Below are 18,336 nucleotides of genomic sequence, written 5' to 3' on the forward strand. Positions count from 1 at the left end.
CATGACCGATCACGCGTTGCTTCTGGTCAACCTGGGCTCGCCGGCCTCCACTTCGGTGGCGGATGTGCGCAGTTACCTCAATCAATTTTTGATGGACCCGTATGTGATCGATTTGCCGTGGCCGGTGCGACGCATGCTGGTGTCTCTGATTCTGTTCAAGCGCCCGGAACAGTCAGCTCACGCCTACGCGTCGATCTGGTGGGAGGAGGGCTCGCCGTTGGTGGTGCTCAGTCGCCGGCTGCAACACGCCATGGCTGCCCGGTGGACCCACGGTCCGGTGGAGTTGGCGATGCGTTATGGCGAGCCATCGATTGAGTCGATGCTGGTACGACTGGCGGCCCAGGGGCACAAGAAGGTCACTCTCGCACCGCTCTATCCGCAGTTCGCCGACAGCACCGTGACCACGGTGATCGAGGAAGCCAAACGGGTGGTGCGCGAAAAACGGCTGGATGTGCAGTTTTCGATTCTCCAGCCATTCTACGATCAACCGGAGTATCTCGACGCGCTGGTTGCCAGCGCCAAGCCGTATCTGCAGCAGGATTACGATCACCTGTTGTTGAGCTTCCACGGTTTGCCGGAGCGGCACCTGACCAAGATCGACCCTACCGGCCACCATTGCTTCAAAAGCGATAATTGCTGTCTGAACGCCTCGCCAGAAGTATTGGCGACCTGCTACCGCGCCCAATGCCTGCGCACGGCATCCGAGTTTGCCAAGCGCCTGGGGCTGCCGGAGGACAAGTGGTCGGTGTCGTTCCAGTCGCGTTTGGGTCGCGCAAAATGGATCGAGCCCTACACCGAGGCGCGCCTTGATGAGCTCGGCAAGAGTGGGGTCAAGAGATTGCTGGTGATGTGCCCGGCCTTCGTCGCCGATTGCATCGAGACGCTGGAAGAAATAGGCGATCGCGGGCTGGAGCAGTTCCGCGAAGCGGGGGGGGAGGAGTTGGTGCTGGTGCCGTGCCTCAACGATGACCCGCAGTGGGCGAAGGCGTTGAGTGCGTTGTGCGAAAGGGCACCGTTGGTGCTCTAAAAGCATCGTCGGAACGCCTTCGCGAGCAAGCCCGCTCCCACAGGTTTTGCACTGACCCTGTGGGAGCGGGCTTGCCCGCGAAGGCGTCCTCAAGGCTGGCTTAGATCAGCGGCTCTTCAGCCTTCTTGTGCTTCCAGCTGTCATTGCCCGGCAGGATCAGGTTCAGCGCAATCGCCACCACCGCGCACAGCGCGATGCCTTTGAGGCCGAAGTCGTCCGGACCTGTGCCGGTACCGACCAGCACGCCACCAATGCCGAACACCAGGGTCACCGAGACGATCACCAGGTTGCGTGCTTCGCCCAGGTCGATCTTGTGGCGAATCAGCGTGTTCATCCCCACGGCCGCAATCGAGCCGAACAACAGGCAGAGAATCCCGCCCATCACTGGCACCGGAATGCTTTGCAGCAGCGCACCGAACTTGCCGATGAACGCCAGGCTGATGGCGAAGATCGCCGCCCAGGTCATGATTTTCGGGTTGTAGTTCTTGGTCAGCATCACCGCGCCGGTGACTTCGGCGTACGTGGTGTTGGGTGGACCGCCGAACAGGCCGGCGGCGGTGGTGGCAATGCCATCGCCGAGCAGGGTGCGATGCAACCCAGGCTTCTTCAGGTAATCGCGACCGGTCACGCTACCTACGGCAATCACGCCGCCGATGTGCTCGATGGCCGGGGCCAGGGCCACCGGAACGATGAACAGAATCGCCTGCCAGTTGAATTCCGGCGCAGTGAAGTGCGGAATGGCGAACCAGGGGGCGGCGGCAATCTTCGCGGTATCGACTACGCCAAAGTAGAACGCCATGGCAAACCCCACCAGCACGCCGGAAATGATCGGCACCAGGCGGAAAATGCCTTTGCCGAACACCGCGACGATCAGGGTGGTCAGCAGTGCTGGCATCGAGATCAGCATCGCCGTCTGGTAATGAATCAGCTCACTGCCGTCACCGGCCTTGCCCATCGCCATGTTGGCGGCGATCGGCGCCATGGCCAGGCCAATGGAGATGATCACAGGGCCGATCACCACCGGCGGCAGCAGGCGATCAATGAAGCCGGTGCCTTTGATTTTCACCGCCAGGCCGAGGAAGGTGTAGACAAAACCGGCCGCCATCACCCCGCCCATGGTCGCGGCAAGGCCGAACTGGCCCTTGGCGAGAATGATCGGGGTGATGAAGGCGAAGCTCGACGCCAGGAACACCGGCACCTGACGCCCGGTAACGACCTGGAACAGAATTGTCCCCAGGCCTGCGGTGAACAGTGCCACGTTCGGGTCCAGACCCGTGATCAGCGGCATCAACACCAGGGCACCGAAGGCCACGAACAGCATCTGGGCGCCAGACAGCACTGTGCGCCAGAGCGGATCGTTGAACTCTTGCTGCATGCTCACGCGTCCTTCTGCTTGGTGCCGAAGATCTTGTCGCCAGCATCGCCCAGGCCCGGGATGATGTAACCGTGTTCGTTGAGTTTCTGGTCGATGGAAGCGGTGTAGATGATCACGTCCGGGTGAGCTTTCTCGACCACGGCGATACCTTCGGGTGCAGCGACCAGCACCATGGCGCGGATGTCCTTGCAGCCGGCTTTTTTCAGCAGGTCGATGGTGGCAACCATCGAGCCGCCGGTGGCGAGCATCGGGTCGATGATCATGGCCAGGCGTTCGTCGATTTCCGGTACCAGTTTCTCGAGGTAGGTGTGGGCTTCGAGGGTTTCCTCGTTGCGGGCCACGCCCACGGCGCTGACCTTGGCACCCGGGATCAGGCTGAGTACGCCTTCGAGCATGCCGATACCGGCGCGCAGGATCGGTACTACGGTAATTTTCTTGCCGGCGATTTTCTCCACCGACACGGTGCCGCACCAACCTTCGATATCGTAGGTTTCCAGCGGCAGGTCTTTGGTGGCTTCATAGGTCAGCAGTGCGCCGACTTCCTGAGCGAGTTCACGGAAATTCTTGGTGCTGATGTCTGCGCGGCGCATCAGGCCAAGTTTATGACGGATCAGCGGGTGGCGGATCTCGAGGATGGGCATGGGAAAGGCTCCGGCGGCGGGCAAAAAAACCGGCCTAGATTAATCTATCCGAGGGTGATGTCCTATAGACATAGAGTACGTTAGTCCACAAACGCTTGATCTGGCCTCACTTGATGCGTACCTTTGCCCGCTTTTCCGAAACTGCCACCCCTCCCAGGAGAGCGCCATGTCCGCTGATCTCGAGCATATCCGTCAAATCATGCGAGAGGCTGACTGCCTGTACACCGAAGCTGAAGTCGAGGCGGCCATCGCCCGCGTCGGTGCGCACATCAACGATCAACTGGCGGACAGCAACCCGGTGGTTTTCTGCGTGATGAACGGCGGCCTGATTTTCGCCGGCAAACTGCTCACCCACTTGCAGTTTCCGCTGGAAGCGTCCTACCTGCACGCCACCCGTTATCGCAACGAAACCAGCGGCGGCGAGCTGTTCTGGAAAGCCAAGCCGGAAGTGTCGTTCATCGACCGTGACGTGCTGATCATCGACGACATCCTCGACGAAGGTCATACCCTCGGCGCTATCATCGACTTCTGCAAGCACGCCGGCGCGCGTAAAGTGCACACCGCCGTGCTGATCGACAAGGACCACGACCGCAAGGCTCGCCCGGACCTGAAGGCCGATTTCGTCGGTTTGCCGTGCATCGATCGTTACATCTTTGGCTACGGCATGGACTACAAAGGCTACTGGCGTAACGCCAACGGGATTTTTGCCGTTAAAGGAATGTAAGCAATGGCCACACCGAGCTTTCTTGATCAAACGCTGTTCACTGAATTGGCCGAGAAAGCCGTGGCCAATCCCCGTGGACGCCAGCATCATAACTTCCACCAGATGGAAGATGCCTGCCACCGGATGGCGGTAGGGCTGCAACCGAACACCTATATACCGCCGCACCGCCACCTGGGTGACAACAAGGCCGAGACCTTGCTGGTCCTTAAGGGCCGGCTCGGGCTGTTGATTTTCGACGAGACCGGCGCGGTGGTGAAAAAGCAGGTGCTGCAGGCTGGCGGCGATTGTGTCGGCGTGGACTTGCCGACCGGTGTGTTCCATGGCCTAGTTGTGCTCGAAGCCGACAGCCTGATGTTCGAGTGCAAGGCGGGTCCGTATCGTCCGGTGGGCGAAGGCGAGCTGGCGCACTGGGCGCCGCGTGAAGGCGAACCTGGTGTTGCCGAGTATCAAGCCTGGATGCGCGCGCAGTTCGAGTGATGTTCTTCCTGTGGGAGCGAGCCTGCTCGCGATAGCGGTTTCACTGACACATTCATGCTGAATGTGCCGATGCTTTCGCGAGCAGGCTCGCTTCCACAATGGATCGTGTTCACAGATCCCATGCTAGAGTGCTCAGCCCCGATTCCGGAGCCTGTCATGAGCTTTCTGATCCGCAGCTGTGCCGCCCTGTTGCTGACCCTCAGCCTGCCCCTGGCCGCCGCCCCGGCCCCCATGCACGCACAGTTCCTGCCGCCGGACGACCTGACCCTGCGTGATGCCGAACCCGAGCAACAACAGCTGCTGCAAGTCACCGAATATTCGGTGGTGGTCGGCAATCAGCGCCAGTCCAGCCAGCAGCCGATCCCCATTACTTCGCCGCTGATGATTCGCCTCAAGGGCAAATCCTTGAACAAGGGCGCCACCATCAGTCAGGTGCTGGTCAATTTCGATGGCGAAAGCAAAAGCCTGAAAAAGCCGCTCTACGACGACAAGAGCAAAACCCTGACGCTTTATTACCCGCTGGCTCAATATCGGGTGATTATCGACTTGTTGCGCAACGATACGGTGTATTGCCAGTTCCTGAGCTACGCCAACGGCCACATCTGGGCCGATCTGCACACCGGGGCTGTTCGTCCGCGTTGAGCCCGGCGCCCGCGCAGGGGTAAACTGCCCGCCCCGTGAAATGTCTGCGAGCTGGAGTCGGCAATGCGTAAAGATAAGAAACAAGTGATTGGTGACGAGATCGGCGATGAGCAGATCAAGTTGTTCCTCGATTTCGAGCCGGTCGACGCGACTTCCCCGTCCCTGCACAAGCTGGTCAAGGCCTATCGTGGCCTGCGGATCGACGATTTCGAGCGTTTCCTGACGTTCTTCGTCGAGGCAGGTTATGACGTGAACGGCAAGGACGAGCACGGCAATGACTTCGTTGCCCTGATCAAGGATCAACGCAATGCCCCGGATTACATCGAGTTGATCGAGAAGGCTCGCGGCTAAGATCATTCAGGCGGCATAAAAAAACGCCCCGCCATCATTGATGGACGGGGCGTTTTTTATGCAACCGAATCAAGCGAAGCTTGGGGTCTCGCTGCTTTCTTCAACCAGTTCCAGGGCAACGTTGTTCTGCACATTGATCTTGCGATACAGCGCAGCGTCGGTTTCCAGGACTTTCTCCCGGGCCGGGAAGATCTCTGCCAGTTTGGCAGCCCATTGGCCCTTGGCTTTGCCCGGGAAGCATTTTTCGATCAGTTCCAGCATGATCGAAACCGTCACCGAGGCACCTGGCGAGGCGCCGAGCAGGGCGGCAAGGGAGCCGTCCTTGGCCGCGACCAGTTCGGTACCGAATTGCAGGACGCCGCCTTTTTTCGGGTCTTTCTTGATGATCTGCACCCGTTGGCCGGCGACTTCCAGGCGCCAGTCTTCGGCTTTTGCTTCAGGGTAGAAGCGACGCAGGGATTCCAGGCGCTGCTCCATCGACTGCATCACTTCGCTGACCAGGTACTTGGTCAGGTCCATGTTGTTTTTCGCCACCGCCAGCATCGGGCCGATGTTGCCGGCGCGAACCGACATCGGCAGGTCCATGAAGGAGCCGTGCTTGAGGAACTTGGTGGTGAAGCCGGCGTAAGGTCCGAACAGTAGGGATTTCTTGCCGTCGACGACACGGGTATCGAGGTGCGGCACGGACATCGGTGGCGAGCCCACGGCAGCCTGGCTGTAGACTTTGGCCTGATGGTGCTTGACCACTTCCGGGTTGTCGCAACGCAGCCATTGGCCGCTGATCGGGAAGCCGCCGAAGCCTTTGCTCTCTTCGATGCCCGAAGCCTGCAGCAGCGGCAAGGCCGCGCCGCCCGCGCCGAGGAAGACGAACTTGGCGTCGACTTCACGGGTGTTGCCGCTGTTGACGTCCTTGATGCTGACGGTCCAGCCACCGTTGTTGCGCTTGAGACCGGTCACGCGCTTGCAGTACTTGACCTGGGCATCGGGAGCGCTGGTCAGGTGCTTGAGCAGTTGGTTGGTCAGGGCGCCAAAGTTGACATCGGTACCGTTGATCACGCGAGTGGCTGCCAGGGTTTCGCCAGGATCGCGCCCCGGCATCATCAGCGGCATCCACTCGGCCATCTTGGCCTTGTCTTCGGTGTATTCCATGTCGGCGAAGGCGTGGTGCTTGCTCAGCACGTTGAAGCGTTCCTTGAGGAAGGACACGCCGCTTTCGCCCTGCACGAAACTCAGGTGTGGCACCGGGCTGATAAACGATTTGCACGAGCCGAACGTGCCTTTCTTGGTCAGGTACGACCAGAACTGCTTCGACACCTCGAACTGGGTGTTGATATGCACGGCTTTCTTGATGTCGACGGTGCCATCGGCAGCCTGCGGCGTGTAGTTCAGCTCGCACAGGCCGGCGTGACCGGTACCGGCGTTGTTCCACGGGTTGGAACTCTCCGCGGCACCGGAATCCATCAGCTCGACGACTTCCAGCTTGATCGCGGGGTCGAGCTCTTTGAGCAGTACTGCGAGGGTGGCACTCATGATGCCGGCCCCAACCAGTACTACGTCGACTGCTTCGTTATGCGCCATTTAACGCGTCTCCAAAATCTGCAGCACCAAATTGTCGGCATGGCTGCCAGGCGTTCCGGGGCGAGTCAGTGATGCCCCTCGAACTCATGGCAGTATCGCCATGTCCGAATCTTCGCAATTTTTCGCAACTTCGACGGATGCTACCGGCCGGGTTTACTAAGAGCCCTATGAACTCATTTCAACGTGCGACTGGCAATTCGACTTATGGTCGATACACCCGCTTGTGCAACCAAATCCGTAGCGGACAGGCTTCAGGCTCCGGTATTCGAGGTGTACTCGGTCCTGTGTCGTTGGGCTGTACTGGACGCTAATGGTGCATATTCAGACGCAAAACTATTCATTTGCTCGCCACACTCTTGTGAAGTTGTGAAAACCCGTTTTTTTCACGCTCTTTTGAAGACGTGAACCTCAAAAAAGGGCTGTCCCAGCCTGGCACCGTGCCCGAATGGTCCGCCGCCAGGAAATTCCAGGCAGGCGATACGGGCAAACAGCTCAGTGACCGAGCGTAATGACAGCTCTGCAGATTCGCGCAAAGTGGTGTTGTGCTTGAGGAACAGCAAGCGCGCCAGCTTCACTCGATCTGTGTGGGCGGCTCTCTGTGGGCGGTGCGGGGTGCCAAAACCGAAGCAATGACGATGCTGCGAGGCCCGATCAGGAGACGTCCTTATAATCGGGGGGAGATTGTAGCGAAGAAACGCAGGGAATTGGTCGTGTTTAATGACTTTTATTAGGCGTCTGGTCAGGTCGCCATCAGTTGCCGAGCCTGTGAACGAGGTGGATGCTGGCCCACGCGGGCACTGGCGGGCAGGGGTTGCTGCAGCCAGTTGAGGCGAATTTCTTCGATTTCGACCCAACCATCGCCCATGGGCTGGAGGCTGCACTGCTTGAATGCCTGGCAAAGGCCGTTGCTGTCGAGCAGGGCAAAGCTGCGGTGCCGTGGGCGTGGGGCGAACAGCGAGACGAGAAAGCGCATGGCGAAGTACCTTGTGGGGGACTGCTGAGAAGAGTGCCAGCGAGCCGTGACGCACAAGTGTATGGGCGATGACAGGTGCGTGACAGGCAGCGGATTCTGAAAGATTTGTCAGAACTTTCCTCAATTGTTGCGCTGGTTCGCTGCAGCGGCGCACCGCTATACTGCGAGCCTGTTAGTGCCTGATTCTGGAGAGAAGAGTATGTTGCAACGCCTGTTGTTCGGTTTGATCACTGTGACCAGCTTGACGTTGGTCGGCTGCGCCCACAGCCCGCAACAACTGAACCCGGAACCCAAGCTGACGGCCCAACTGGCGCCGGTCGGCCGCGGCCAGCCGGTGGTGGTGCGCGTGGTCGACGGTCGTCCGTCGCCAACCCTGGGCACCCGTGGCGGCCTGTACCCGGAGACCAGCGCGATTACCGTGCAGGGCGCGCAGATCTTGCCGAAACTGCAGGCGCAGGCCGAAGCGGCCGTGCGGTTGCTGGGCTTCACCCCGACGGCCAATGCGGCGAACGCGCCGCAGATCACCGTGACGCTGGCCGAATTGAAGTACCAGTCGCCCAAAGAAGGCATGTACGTGACCGAGGCAACCATTGGCGCGACTTTCCGCTCCGATGTGCAGAATGCCAACCGTCGCTACAGCGGTCGTTATGGCGCGTCCCTGGACCAGCGTTTCGGCATGGCGCCGAATCAGGAAACCAACACCAAGCTGGTCAGCGACGTGTTGAGCGATGCGTTGACCCGCTTGTTCAAGGACCCGACCGTGGGTCAGGTCCTCGGCGAGTAAAACATTCGCCAGATGCCCCCAAGCCCGGCGCCAGCAATGGCCCCGGGCTTTTTTCATGGCCACTGGTCATTTGAATCGTTAATTGTCGGAAAGGCAGGGCAGGGACGCAGGCTTTCGGTAGAATTCGCCCGCGGTCACCGGTGAGGTGCCTGCCGCCCCCGGTTTCGTTTGAGGTTTGTGATGTCGCTGCATTTGATGACGCTGTTTACCGCCCATCCCGCCAAATTGATCAATCTGCTGGCCCTGCTGCTGGCCTTCCCGGGCGGTTGGTTGCTGCACGCCACCCGTCGCCGCGAACAGCGCGCAATGGCCAGTCTGCAATCGCAACGCCAGAGCAGCCCAAGCCAGGAGCCGACGCTGGATTGGGCAACCCTGCGCATGAATCGGTTTTTCTACCGCTTTGGCTTTGCCTGCATGGCGCTGGCGTTGCTGGTGTCGTGGATCAGCACCCAGGTCTAGAAGCAAAAGATCGCAGCCTGCGGCAGCGCCTACAGGTCAAACCAATAAAAACGGCGCCCGAGGGCGCCGTTGTCGAATCCGCGGTTAAAGCGGCAATCCAGCCTTGACCCGGTACTGATTGCGCACCGGGGTGGCGTATTGCAGCACCAGGAACGGACGATGTTCCTCGGGGCAGGCATCCAGGCGTTGCTGCCATTGGTCCTGGGCCTTGGCCAGTTCGTCGGCCGGGAAAATCTCGCTGGCGCGCGGTACCTGCAGTTGCGGGTCGACATCCTGCCATTGGGCGTAGGCCAGGTAGTGCACCGGGAACAGGCGATAACCGCCGAGGATCTGCTTGTCCATCTCGATCGCCAATTGCTTGGTGTCTTCGAACAGCTCGGTGATGGGCGCCGCAAAGTTCACGTGCACCCGACCCTTGTAGCCGGTGATGCCCTTGGCGATGCTCACGTCATCCTCGCCGGGGGCCTTGGTGTAGCTGCCGGTGGTGGCGCGGATGTAGAGTTCGCGGGCCTTGGCCTGGTCGCACGGATCGTACTCGTAGCTGATCGACACGGGGGTCAGGTTGAGCGAACGGATGACTTCACCGAACGGCTCGTCCTTGCGGCTCATGTGGAACATCTTGAGGATCGCCGACTCGGTACGGTCGTCGCCGTCCTTGGCCCGGCCTTCTGCCTGGGCGATCCAGATCGAGGCGCAATCGTTGCGGATCGAATGGTTGATGTACGCCGACAGCAATTGGTACGCCGCCATCTTCTCGCGCCGACCGGTGATCGAACGGTGCACGATGAAGCTCTTGTTCAGGCGCATGAGGTCACTGACAAAGGGCTTCTGCAGCAGATTGTCTCCGATGGCGATGCGCGGGGTCGGCAGGCCGGCGTGGTACACGGCGTAATTGACGAAGGCCGGGTCCATCACGATGTCACGGTGGTTGGCGATGAACAGATAGGCGCTGCCGGTCTTGAACTGCTCCACACCGGTGTATGTCACTCCGTCCGTGGCGCGTTCGATGGTGTGGTCGACGTAGTACTCGACTTTGTCCTGCAAGGTTGCCACCGACGTGATGCCGGCGAACTCGCGGCGCAGTCGATGAGCTATAAGGGGTTTGAGCGCCCAGCCCAAGGCGCCGGCAAAACGCGGGAAGCGGAAGTGGGTGAGGATATCTAGAAACGCCTTGTCGCCGAGCAGTCGCGCCAGCACCGCTGGGACTTCGCTATCGTCGTAAGGTCGGATGGCATCGAATTCGCCCATCATGCTCTCTTGTTAGAAACGGCTAGGGTAAGTAAAGGTTTTGATCGAAAACCAGCAGGGCACGGTCTGAAAAAGTAGTCAGGCAAAAATAGCCCTGCAAATAGACCGGCGATTATACGCACAAGTCACCTGGGAGACCGCGATGCTGGAAACTGCGCTTTATGAATGCCCGTATTGTGGTGAAACAGTCGAAACGACGGTGGACTTGTCCGGCGGCGATCAGACCTATATCGAAGACTGTCAGGTGTGTTGTCGGCCGATCACATTCGTGTTGCAGGTTCATGGAGAGGACTGGTTTCTGGAAGTCTTCAGCGAAAATGAGTGAGGGGCACCCATGCAGCGCATCTACGAACCGGAAAACCTGATGGAAGGCGAGTTGCTGCAAGGCATGCTCGCCAGCGAAGGCGTCGAGGCGCATCTGGTGGGCCGCGACCTGGTGGGCGCCACGGGAGAATTGCCGATCTACGGCCTGCTGGGCCTGGCGGTGGATAATGACCAGGCCGAATACGCCCGGGAGCTGATCACCGCGTACAATGCTGCGCTGCCGCTGTCCGGCGATGAACCGGAAAGCTTTCCCGGCACGCTGGTCTGTTAGGCTGGCGTTCGTTTGATCAAGAGTCGTGCTGCCCCATGTGTGGACGTTATGCCCTGTTTCGCTGGAATCGCGACTTCGCGACCCTGCCAGGTTTTCCGGCCGATCAACAGGCCCAGTGGAACATTTCCCCCAACGATTCGGTGCTGATGCTGCGCGCAGGCCAGGACGGCCAGCGTGAGCTGGCCCGTGCCCGCTGGGGGCTGACACCGCCGTGGCTGACCGATCTGTCCCGCACCCCGGCCCATGCCCGGGCCGAAACCGTTGCCGAACAGCCGATGTTTCGCGAGGCCCTGCGTCAGCGCCGCTGCCTGCTGCCGGCCAACGGTTTCTACGAATGGCGCGGCACCACACGCAAGCGGCCGTACTGGCTGACGCCGGGTGAGGGCTCATCGCTGTTTTTCGCCGCCATCTGGGAGGCGTATCCGGTGCAGGAGCAGGTGTGGCTGAGCACGGCGGTGATCACGCAACCGGCCGCCAGTCAGCGCCGACCGTTGATTCTTGACGAGGCAGGGCAGGCCGCGTGGCTTGACCCCGAGACGCCGCTGCATGCCCTGCAAGCCCTGCTCGCCAGCGAACCGGCGGCGTTGCGCGAGCGGGTGCTGGCCAACATGGTCAATGACCCGAAGCTCAATGGGCCGGAGTGCCTTACTCCAGGTTGAAAAGATCACAGCCTGCGATCTTTTAATTTTTCCTGTGTCGGTGAGAGCTTTGCCTGAAAAAAGCGTCTTATTTCCTGTGTATCTGGTGTCGATACATTTCCACGCCTAGGATAGGTGGCAGTTTTCACGGAGTTGTTCGATGAGCAAGATTTGGGTTGTAGGTGCACTGGGCGCAGCGCTGCTGCTCGCCGGCTGTCAGTCGGTCAACACCACCAGCGGTGGCGCCATAGGTGTCGAGCGCAAACAATACATGTTCAGCATGCTGTCCACTGATCAGGTCAATCAGATGTACGCCCAGTCCTATCAAAAGACCGTGGGCGAGGCGAGCGGCCAGGGTGTGCTGGACAAGACCAGTAACGATGCTAAGCGCATCCAGGTGATTTCCGATCGGCTGATTGCCCAGGCGCCGGTTTTTCGTCCCGATTCGGCCCAGTGGAAGTGGGAAGTCAATCTGATCAAGAGCGATGAGCTCAACGCCAACTGCGGGCCTGGCGGCAAGATCATTTTCTATACCGGCCTGATGGACAGCCTGAAGCTGACCGACGACGAGATCGCCGCCATCCTCGGCCATGAAATCGCCCACGCCCTGCGCGAGCACGGTCGTGAGGCAATGTCCAAGGCCTATGGCATCGAGATGGCCAAGCAGGGGGCCGGTGCCTTGTTCGGCCTTGGCTCGGACACCCTGGCGCTGGCGGATACCGTGGCCAACTACGGCATGACCTTGCCAAACAGCCGGTCCAATGAAAACGAGGCCGACCTGATTGGGCTTGAGCTGGCCGCACGTGCCGGCTACAACCCGAACGCCGCGATCACCTTGTGGAACAAGATGGCCAAGGCGTCGGAAGGTTCGCCGCCGGAGTTCATGAGTACTCACCCGGCGTCATCGAGCCGGATCGCTTCGTTGCAGGCGGCGATTCCGAAAGTCATGCCGCTTTACGAGCAGACCAGGAAGCACTGATGTCCCTGCGGCGCTGCTGACGGCCCCTTCGCGAGCAGGCTCGCTCCCACATTTGAACTCGATCCAATGTGGGAGCGAGCCCTGCTCGCGAAGAACGATAACGCGGTCTCTCGACCTACGCCGTCAAACCCACCCGCTGCTCTGCATCGCCTTGTACACCGCGACAATCGCCAGGATGAAGAACGCCGACGCCGCCAGTCGACGGATCAGCGTCAATGGCAGTTTGTCCGCCGCAAAGTTACCTGCCAGAACCACGGGCACGTTGGCAATCAGCATGCCGAGGGTGGTGCCGATGATCACCAGCCACAGCTCGGGGTATTGCGCGGCGAGCATCACGGTCGCGATCTGGGTCTTGTCGCCGATTTCCGCAAGGAAGAACGCGATCAATGTGGTCAGGAAGGGGCCGAACTTGCGGGCAGTACTGGCCTCGTCGTCATCCATCTTGTCCGGCACCAGGGTCCACAGTGCAGTGGCGGCAAAGCTCGCCGCGAGGATCCAGTGCAGCATCGTATCCGAGAAGAAACTGCCCACCCAGGCGCCTACCGCACCGGCTGCCGCGTGGTTGGCCAGGGTTGCGGCGATGATGCCGGCGATGATTGGCCAGGGTTTGCGAAAGCGGGCGGCGAGAATGAGCGCGAGCAGTTGCGTCTTGTCGCCGATTTCGGCCAAGGCAACGATTGCGGTAGGTACCAGTAGTGAATCCAGCATCAGGGGTTTTCCTAAGGGGCGGGTCGACACGGCTATGACACGTACAGCCTTCCCGCCCCGGGTAAGGTGTTCGTGTCATAGGTCTTGTCAAACCCTGCGTTCCGTCTGATGCGGAGGCTGGGGTCGCATGCGCCATGGCCTGTTGACCAAGTATGTTGACGCATGCCGGACGAGCATGGCGCTCGTGGGAGACTACTCCCCTAGGACGGAGCGGATTCTGCCTAGGCAAAATCCATTCGGCAAGTACAAATTTCTATCCGCGTTTGGCGCGGTAGATGCGGAAACCCTGTCCTTCGGCCTTGATGGTGCACACCCCGAGATGCTCTTCGATCAGCGGTTGGTACTTCAGGAAGCTATTGGCTACCAGCCGAAGTTCGCCGCCGTTTTTCAGATGTTTGGCTGCTTTTCGCAGCAGGTTTTCCGTGGCGTAGTAATCGGTATGCACGCCGACATGGAACGGAGGGTTGCTCAGGATGGCGCTCAATCCCATCGGAGCCGCGTCGATTCCGTCACCGGTAATGACATCGGCTTCCAGGCCATTGGCCGCCAGGGTCAGGCGACTGCTGGCAGCGGCGAAGGCGTCGACATCCAGCAAGGTGACCTGGTTGTGCGGATAACGACGTTTCACCGCCGCGCCCAATACACCTGCACCGCAACCGAAGTCCAGCAAGTGGCCGCTTGGCAATTTGTCCAGGTGTTCCAGCAACAGCGCACTGCCGCGATCCAGTCGACCGTGGCTGAATACGCCAGGCAGGCTGATGACCTTCAATGGGCCTTCGGCCAGCGGCAATTCGTACGTCTGGGCCAGGGTTTCCAGAGGTTTTGCCGCGGGCGCGTTGGCCACGGTGACCAGCCACAACTGGCAATGCCGCGCACTGTCGAGCTTGCGCGGTTTGCCGAATGGGTTCAGCTGCTTGGCGGCGCCTTCGATGCCGCTTTTTTTCTCACCGACCAGGTACAACTCGCGGCCGGCCAGCCGAGAGGCGAGGGCGTTGAGGATGTAATCGGTCAGGTCCTTGGATTTGGGCAGAAACACCACGGCGCTATCGAACGCGCGCTCAGGCGCGTCCACGCCAAAATGGCTGCGCTCGGCGAAGCGTGCATCCAGCGCCGCCTGATCGCCGGCGTGCCAGCTCCAGCCATGGGCGTGGGGCAGGCGACCCAACAGGTCATCGGCGGGCAATCCGGCCAACAATACCGAGCCCTGGAATAACTCAGCCTGACGAAGCAGTACTTCACTGCGCGGATCCATAACTGCTCCTGTGAAAAAAAGTGCCGCAGTTTATCAACTGACGACCCGCAGCGCCTTACCGCTGAAGTATCCCTGGGCGTTTTCGGTCACTTGGCCAACAATTCGTTGCCGCGCTTCGCGACTGCCCCAGGCGTTGTGCGGGGTGACGATCAGGCGTGGGATGTCCTGGGCCAGCAGTGGATTGCCGTTGACTGGAGGCTCCACGCTCAGCACGTCGGTGGCGGCACCGCCCAGGTGACCATTGCGCAGGGCATCGGCCAAGGCCTGCTCGTCGATCAGGCCGCCACGGGCGGTATTGACCACGAAGGCGCCGGGTTTCATCGAGGCCAGTTCACGAGCGCCGATGAAGTGGCGCGTGTGTTCGTTGAGCGGGCAGTGCAGGGTCAGTGCGTCGATTTGCGGCAGCAGTTGTTCCAGCGGCAAGCGGTCTGGCCGGGCCGGGCGCCCCGGAATCTGGCCCAGCAGCACGCGCATGCCAAACGCTTCGGCTAGGCGCGCGACCGCGCTGCCCAATTCGCCGTGGCCGAGCAGGCCCAGGGTTTTGCCCTGCAGTTCGACGATCGGGTAATCCAGCAGGCAGAACTGCTTGGCCTGTTGCCAGCGGCCTTGACCGACAGCTTTCTGATAATCGGCCAGGCGCGTTGCCAGGTTGAGCAGCAGCATGATCGTGTGCTGCGCTACCGATGGCGTGCCGTAACCCTGGCAGTTGCACACGGTAATTCCATGGGCGCGGGCGGCCGCGATATCGACATTGTTGGTACCGGTGGCGGTGATCAGGATCAGTTTCAGCTCGGGACTGGCAGCGATGGCGGCCGCGTCGATCTGGATTTTATTGGTGATGGCGACGGTGGCGCCCTTGAGGTGTTCGATCACCTGGCCGGGCAGGGTCTGGGCGAACAGCTGCAGTTCGCTGAAACAATCGCGCAGTGGGCTGAGGTCGAGATCGCCCAGGTCCAGGGAGGGGTGGTCGAGGAAAACGGCGCGGTGAATGTTCGTCATCAACTGTACCTTTTGTGCATTGAACTGAAGGCGTAATCTGCCGAGCCTACCAGATGAAATAAATAGTTACGCTTGACCTTAAGGAGCCCCAATGTACTGGACCGAGTTCTTGACCGTTGCGCTGATTCACCTGCTGGCCGTGGCCAGCCCCGGCCCGGACTTTGCCGTGGTGGTGCGGGAAAGCGTGACCCATGGTCGTCGCGCCGGCACCTGGACAGCCCTTGGCGTCGGTACGGCGATTTTCCTCCACGTTGGCTACTCGTTGCTGGGCATCGGCCTGATCGTGTCCCAGTCGATCGTGCTGTTCAACGCCTTGAAGTGGGCTGCCGCCGCTTATCTGCTGTACATCGGCTTCAAGGCGCTGCGGGCGCAACCGGCCAAGGCCGTGACGGACGATCTGCACAAGGAAGCCGGCGAGCGCACCGCGCGCGGCGCCTTCACGTCGGGGTTCGTGACCAACGGGCTGAATCCGAAGGCCACGCTGTTTTTCCTTTCGCTATTCACTGTGGTGATCAATCCGCATACACCGCTGGCGGTGCAGGCCGGTTACGGCGTTTACCTGGCAGTGGCAACGGCGATCTGGTTCTGCCTGGTGGCCATGCTGTTCAGCCAGCAGCGTGTGCGCGCCGGTTTCGCCCGCATGGGGCATTGGTTCGACCGAACCATGGGCGCAGTGTTGATCGCCATTGGCGTGAAACTCGCGTTTACCGAAATGCATTGACTGTAACAGGCCATAATGACCCACGAATGCTGGCGCAATGCCGGTATTCGTGCGGCACTGCAAATCATCCCTTTGGCTGATTTGGCTGGCGATCAGGGGCACTACAGTGCTTACTCAACAGCCACGACCGAGTAGTCAGAAAAGGGATTCTTATGTTGCAGACTCGCGTTATCCCCCCAGCCGAAGGCGCTTACCAGTTTCCGCTGCTGATCAAACGGCTGCTGATGTCCGGCGCGCGTTATGAGAAAACCCGCGAGATCGTTTACCGCGACCAGTTGCGCTATAGCTATCCGACCCTGATCGAACGGGTCGCACGCTTGGCCAATGTGCTGACGGCTGCCGGGGTCAAGCCCGGGGATACCGTGGCGGTAATGGATTGGGACAGCCACCGCTACCTGGAATGCATGTTTGCCATTCCGATGATCGGTGCGGTGATCCACACCATCAACGTGCGCCTGTCGCCAGAGCAGATCCTCTACACCATGAATCACGCCGTGGACCGCTTTGTCCTGGTCAACAGTGAATTCGTCGGACTGTACAACGCGATCGCCGGGCACCTGACCACGGTCGAGAAAACCCTGCTGTTGACCGACCTGCCGGAAAAGACCGCCGACCTGCCGAACCTCATCGGTGAGTACGAGCAATTGCTCGCCGCGGCAAGCCCGCAGTACGACTTCCAGGACTTCGACGAAAACTCGGTGGCAACCACGTTCTACACCACGGGCACCACCGGCAACCCCAAGGGCGTGTACTTCACCCATCGGCAGCTGGTGCTGCACACCATGGGCGTATCCACGATCATGGGCGCGATCGACAGCGTGCGGCTGCTGGGCACCAACGACGTGTACATGCCCATCACGCCGATGTTCCACGTGCATGCCTGGGGCTTGCCCTATGTGGCGACCATGCTTGGGCTCAAGCAGGTGTATCCGGGGCGCTACGATCCGGAGTACCTGGTGGAGTTGTGGCGCAAGGAAAAGGTCACGTTCTCGCACTGCGTGCCGACCATCCTGCAGATGGTCCTCAACGCCAAGGCGGCCCAGGACATCGACTTCGGTGGCTGGAAAATCGTCATCGGCGGCAGTGCGCTCAACCGCACGCTGTACGAAGCCGCGAAGGCCAAGGGCATCCAGTTGACCGCCGCCTACGGCATGTCGGAGACCGGGCCGCTGGTGTCCTGCGCGCACCTCAATGACGAACTGATGGCCGGTTCCGAGGACGAGCGCACCACCTACCGGATCAAGGCCGGTGTGCCTGGGCCATTGGTGGAGGCGGCGATCGTCGATACCGAAGGCAACTTCCTGCCCGCCGATGGCGAAACCCAGGGCGAGCTGGTGTTGCGCGCGCCATGGCTGACCGAGGGTTATTTCAACGAGCCGCAGAAGGGCGCCGAACTCTGGGCCGGTGGCTGGCTGCACACGGGGGACGTGGCGACCCTGGACAGCATGGGGGTGATCGACATTCGCGACCGGATCAAGGACGTGATCAAGACCGGCGGCGAGTGGATCTCCTCCCTGGACCTCGAAGACCTGATCAGTCGCCACGTGGCGGTACGCGAAGTAGCAGTGGTGGGGATTGCCGATCCGCAGTGGGGCGAGCGGCCGTTTGCCTTGCTGGTACTGCGCGAGGGCCATGCCATTGGTGCCCGCGAACTCAAGGAGCATCTCAAGCCGTTCGTGGAGCTGGGGCACTTGAGCAAGTGGGCCATTCCGAGTCAGATCGCCCTTGTTACTGAAATTCCCAAGACCAGTGTCGGTAAGCTCGACAAGAAGCGAATTCGCGTCGACATCACCGAATGGCAGGCCAACAACAGTACCTTCCTCTCGACGCTTTAAGCGTTCCCTGGCGTGCCCAAAAGGGCACGCCAGCCCCACCAAGCAAGCGCTTGGCTTGTCAAATCCGTATTTTCAGCCATCCTTGCCGTGCCGACAGGTGTCGGCATGGCAAAGGACTGTTCCAGAGTGGTCGGCAGGCGCAAATCACACTTTAGAGGGATCAAGCAGTACTACCTGCTGGCTATAGTCCGCTCAAGGATTTTTAAGAACGGAGCAAACGCACAAACCGGGGCGATGCAACTTTGGAATGACTTTGGGAAGCCATGGCTCCCTGTTATCCAAGCGTTTTTAGAAGTGCTATTTGCCATAACAATAAAATGCACATGGAGT

21 protein-coding genes and 1 riboswitch are annotated in these 18,336 nt (G+C 60.4%); of the genes, 13 read left to right on the plus strand and 8 right to left on the minus strand.

What is annotated here, in order from left to right; translation table 11 throughout:
• Nucleotide 1: 1 nt before the first annotated feature.
• Nucleotides 2–1,027 carry a ferrochelatase gene (hemH, locus tag BKX96_RS18725; RefSeq protein WP_046818970.1) on the plus strand — a complete coding sequence of 342 codons (1,026 nt, stop codon included), beginning with the start codon at nt 2–4 and terminating at the stop codon, nt 1,025–1,027.
• A 100-nt stretch (nt 1,028–1,127) separates the two neighbouring features.
• Here the strand turns inward: hemH and BKX96_RS18730 are convergent, their stop codons facing one another.
• Together BKX96_RS18730 and upp are read right to left on the minus strand one after the other, a co-directional pair.
• Complete coding sequence (locus tag BKX96_RS18730; RefSeq protein ID WP_046818971.1) at nt 1,128–2,402, minus strand: uracil-xanthine permease family protein; 1,275 nt, start codon at nt 2,400–2,402, stop codon at nt 1,128–1,130.
• Between the two features lie 2 nt (nt 2,403–2,404).
• Complete coding sequence (gene upp / locus BKX96_RS18735; protein ID WP_008060213.1) at nt 2,405–3,043, minus strand: uracil phosphoribosyltransferase; 639 nt, start codon at nt 3,041–3,043, stop codon at nt 2,405–2,407.
• A gap of 166 nt (nt 3,044–3,209) precedes the next feature.
• Between upp and BKX96_RS18740 the strand changes: the two genes are divergently transcribed.
• The 4 genes from BKX96_RS18740 to BKX96_RS18755 all read left to right on the plus strand — a co-directional run bounded on the left by BKX96_RS18740 (nt 3,210) and on the right by BKX96_RS18755 (nt 5,237).
• Nucleotides 3,210–3,767: a hypoxanthine-guanine phosphoribosyltransferase gene (locus BKX96_RS18740; RefSeq protein ID WP_046818972.1), complete on the plus strand. Its 558-nt coding sequence runs from the start codon at nt 3,210–3,212 to the stop codon at nt 3,765–3,767.
• 3 nt (nt 3,768–3,770) lie between these two features.
• A complete protein-coding gene (locus BKX96_RS18745) occupies nt 3,771–4,244 on the plus strand; it encodes a WbuC family cupin fold metalloprotein (protein WP_046818973.1) in 474 nt (157 codons plus the stop codon).
• Nucleotides 4,245–4,400: 156 nt separating this feature from the next.
• Nucleotides 4,401–4,886 carry a hypothetical protein gene (locus tag BKX96_RS18750; protein ID WP_046818974.1) on the plus strand — a complete coding sequence of 162 codons (486 nt, stop codon included), beginning with the start codon at nt 4,401–4,403 and terminating at the stop codon, nt 4,884–4,886.
• Between the two features lie 63 nt (nt 4,887–4,949).
• The gene (locus tag BKX96_RS18755) at nt 4,950–5,237 is read left to right on the plus strand and encodes a PA4642 family protein (RefSeq protein ID WP_015096805.1); all 288 of its coding nucleotides are present in this window, start codon (nt 4,950–4,952) and stop codon (nt 5,235–5,237) included.
• Nucleotides 5,238–5,306: 69 nt separating this feature from the next.
• Here BKX96_RS18755 and mqo read toward each other — a convergent pair whose 3' ends face one another.
• Together mqo and BKX96_RS18765 are read right to left on the minus strand one after the other, a co-directional pair.
• Nucleotides 5,307–6,815 carry a malate dehydrogenase (quinone) gene (mqo, locus tag BKX96_RS18760; protein ID WP_046818975.1) on the minus strand — a complete coding sequence of 503 codons (1,509 nt, stop codon included), beginning with the start codon at nt 6,813–6,815 and terminating at the stop codon, nt 5,307–5,309.
• Between the two features lie 739 nt (nt 6,816–7,554).
• Complete coding sequence (locus BKX96_RS18765) at nt 7,555–7,788, minus strand: hypothetical protein (RefSeq protein ID WP_046818976.1); 234 nt, start codon at nt 7,786–7,788, stop codon at nt 7,555–7,557.
• A gap of 199 nt (nt 7,789–7,987) precedes the next feature.
• Here BKX96_RS18765 and BKX96_RS18770 point away from each other — a divergent pair, with 199 nt between their 5' ends.
• Together BKX96_RS18770 and BKX96_RS18775 are read left to right on the plus strand one after the other, a co-directional pair.
• A complete protein-coding gene (locus BKX96_RS18770) occupies nt 7,988–8,572 on the plus strand; it encodes a YajG family lipoprotein (RefSeq protein ID WP_046818977.1) in 585 nt (194 codons plus the stop codon).
• 180 nt (nt 8,573–8,752) lie between these two features.
• Nucleotides 8,753–9,031: a hypothetical protein gene (locus tag BKX96_RS18775; protein WP_046818978.1), complete on the plus strand. Its 279-nt coding sequence runs from the start codon at nt 8,753–8,755 to the stop codon at nt 9,029–9,031.
• Nucleotides 9,032–9,115: 84 nt separating this feature from the next.
• On the opposite strand, the gene BKX96_RS18780 is transcribed toward BKX96_RS18775, so the two are convergent.
• On the minus strand, nt 9,116–10,282 hold the full coding sequence (locus BKX96_RS18780; protein ID WP_077185194.1) for a 1-acyl-sn-glycerol-3-phosphate acyltransferase: 1,167 nt from the start codon (nt 10,280–10,282) through the stop codon (nt 9,116–9,118).
• 139 nt (nt 10,283–10,421) lie between these two features.
• Here BKX96_RS18780 and BKX96_RS18785 point away from each other — a divergent pair, with 139 nt between their 5' ends.
• The 4 genes from BKX96_RS18785 to BKX96_RS18800 all read left to right on the plus strand — a co-directional run bounded on the left by BKX96_RS18785 (nt 10,422) and on the right by BKX96_RS18800 (nt 12,491).
• Nucleotides 10,422–10,604, plus strand: coding sequence for a CPXCG motif-containing cysteine-rich protein (locus BKX96_RS18785; protein WP_046818980.1), 183 nt, complete (start codon nt 10,422–10,424; stop codon nt 10,602–10,604).
• A 9-nt stretch (nt 10,605–10,613) separates the two neighbouring features.
• Nucleotides 10,614–10,874: a putative signal transducing protein gene (locus tag BKX96_RS18790; RefSeq protein ID WP_046818981.1), complete on the plus strand. Its 261-nt coding sequence runs from the start codon at nt 10,614–10,616 to the stop codon at nt 10,872–10,874.
• A 35-nt stretch (nt 10,875–10,909) separates the two neighbouring features.
• Nucleotides 10,910–11,533 (plus strand): SOS response-associated peptidase, encoded by a 624-nt coding sequence (locus BKX96_RS18795; RefSeq protein WP_046818982.1) that lies wholly within the window; start codon nt 10,910–10,912, stop codon nt 11,531–11,533.
• Nucleotides 11,534–11,672: 139 nt separating this feature from the next.
• Nucleotides 11,673–12,491: a M48 family metallopeptidase gene (locus BKX96_RS18800; protein WP_046818983.1), complete on the plus strand. Its 819-nt coding sequence runs from the start codon at nt 11,673–11,675 to the stop codon at nt 12,489–12,491.
• 123 nt (nt 12,492–12,614) lie between these two features.
• Here BKX96_RS18800 and BKX96_RS18805 read toward each other — a convergent pair whose 3' ends face one another.
• From BKX96_RS18805 to BKX96_RS18815, 3 genes are all read right to left on the minus strand, one after another.
• A complete protein-coding gene (locus tag BKX96_RS18805; RefSeq protein ID WP_046818984.1) occupies nt 12,615–13,199 on the minus strand; it encodes a TMEM165/GDT1 family protein in 585 nt (194 codons plus the stop codon).
• Nucleotides 13,200–13,288: 89 nt separating this feature from the next.
• Nucleotides 13,289–13,413, minus strand: a riboswitch (yybP-ykoY riboswitch).
• 39 nt (nt 13,414–13,452) lie between these two features.
• Nucleotides 13,453–14,451, minus strand: coding sequence for a methyltransferase (locus BKX96_RS18810; protein ID WP_046818985.1), 999 nt, complete (start codon nt 14,449–14,451; stop codon nt 13,453–13,455).
• Nucleotides 14,452–14,484: 33 nt separating this feature from the next.
• On the minus strand, nt 14,485–15,450 hold the full coding sequence (locus BKX96_RS18815; RefSeq protein WP_077185195.1) for a 2-hydroxyacid dehydrogenase: 966 nt from the start codon (nt 15,448–15,450) through the stop codon (nt 14,485–14,487).
• 91 nt (nt 15,451–15,541) lie between these two features.
• Between BKX96_RS18815 and BKX96_RS18820 the strand changes: the two genes are divergently transcribed.
• Both BKX96_RS18820 and BKX96_RS18825 read left to right on the plus strand, forming a co-directional pair.
• Nucleotides 15,542–16,171, plus strand: coding sequence for a LysE family translocator (locus BKX96_RS18820; protein ID WP_008060238.1), 630 nt, complete (start codon nt 15,542–15,544; stop codon nt 16,169–16,171).
• A gap of 152 nt (nt 16,172–16,323) precedes the next feature.
• Nucleotides 16,324–18,006 carry a fatty acid--CoA ligase gene (locus BKX96_RS18825; protein ID WP_046818987.1) on the plus strand — a complete coding sequence of 561 codons (1,683 nt, stop codon included), beginning with the start codon at nt 16,324–16,326 and terminating at the stop codon, nt 18,004–18,006.
• Nucleotides 18,007–18,336: the final 330 nt, after the last annotated feature.

The organism is Pseudomonas putida, assembly GCF_001976065.1.
GTDB lineage: Bacteria > Pseudomonadota > Gammaproteobacteria > Pseudomonadales > Pseudomonadaceae > Aquipseudomonas > Aquipseudomonas serbica.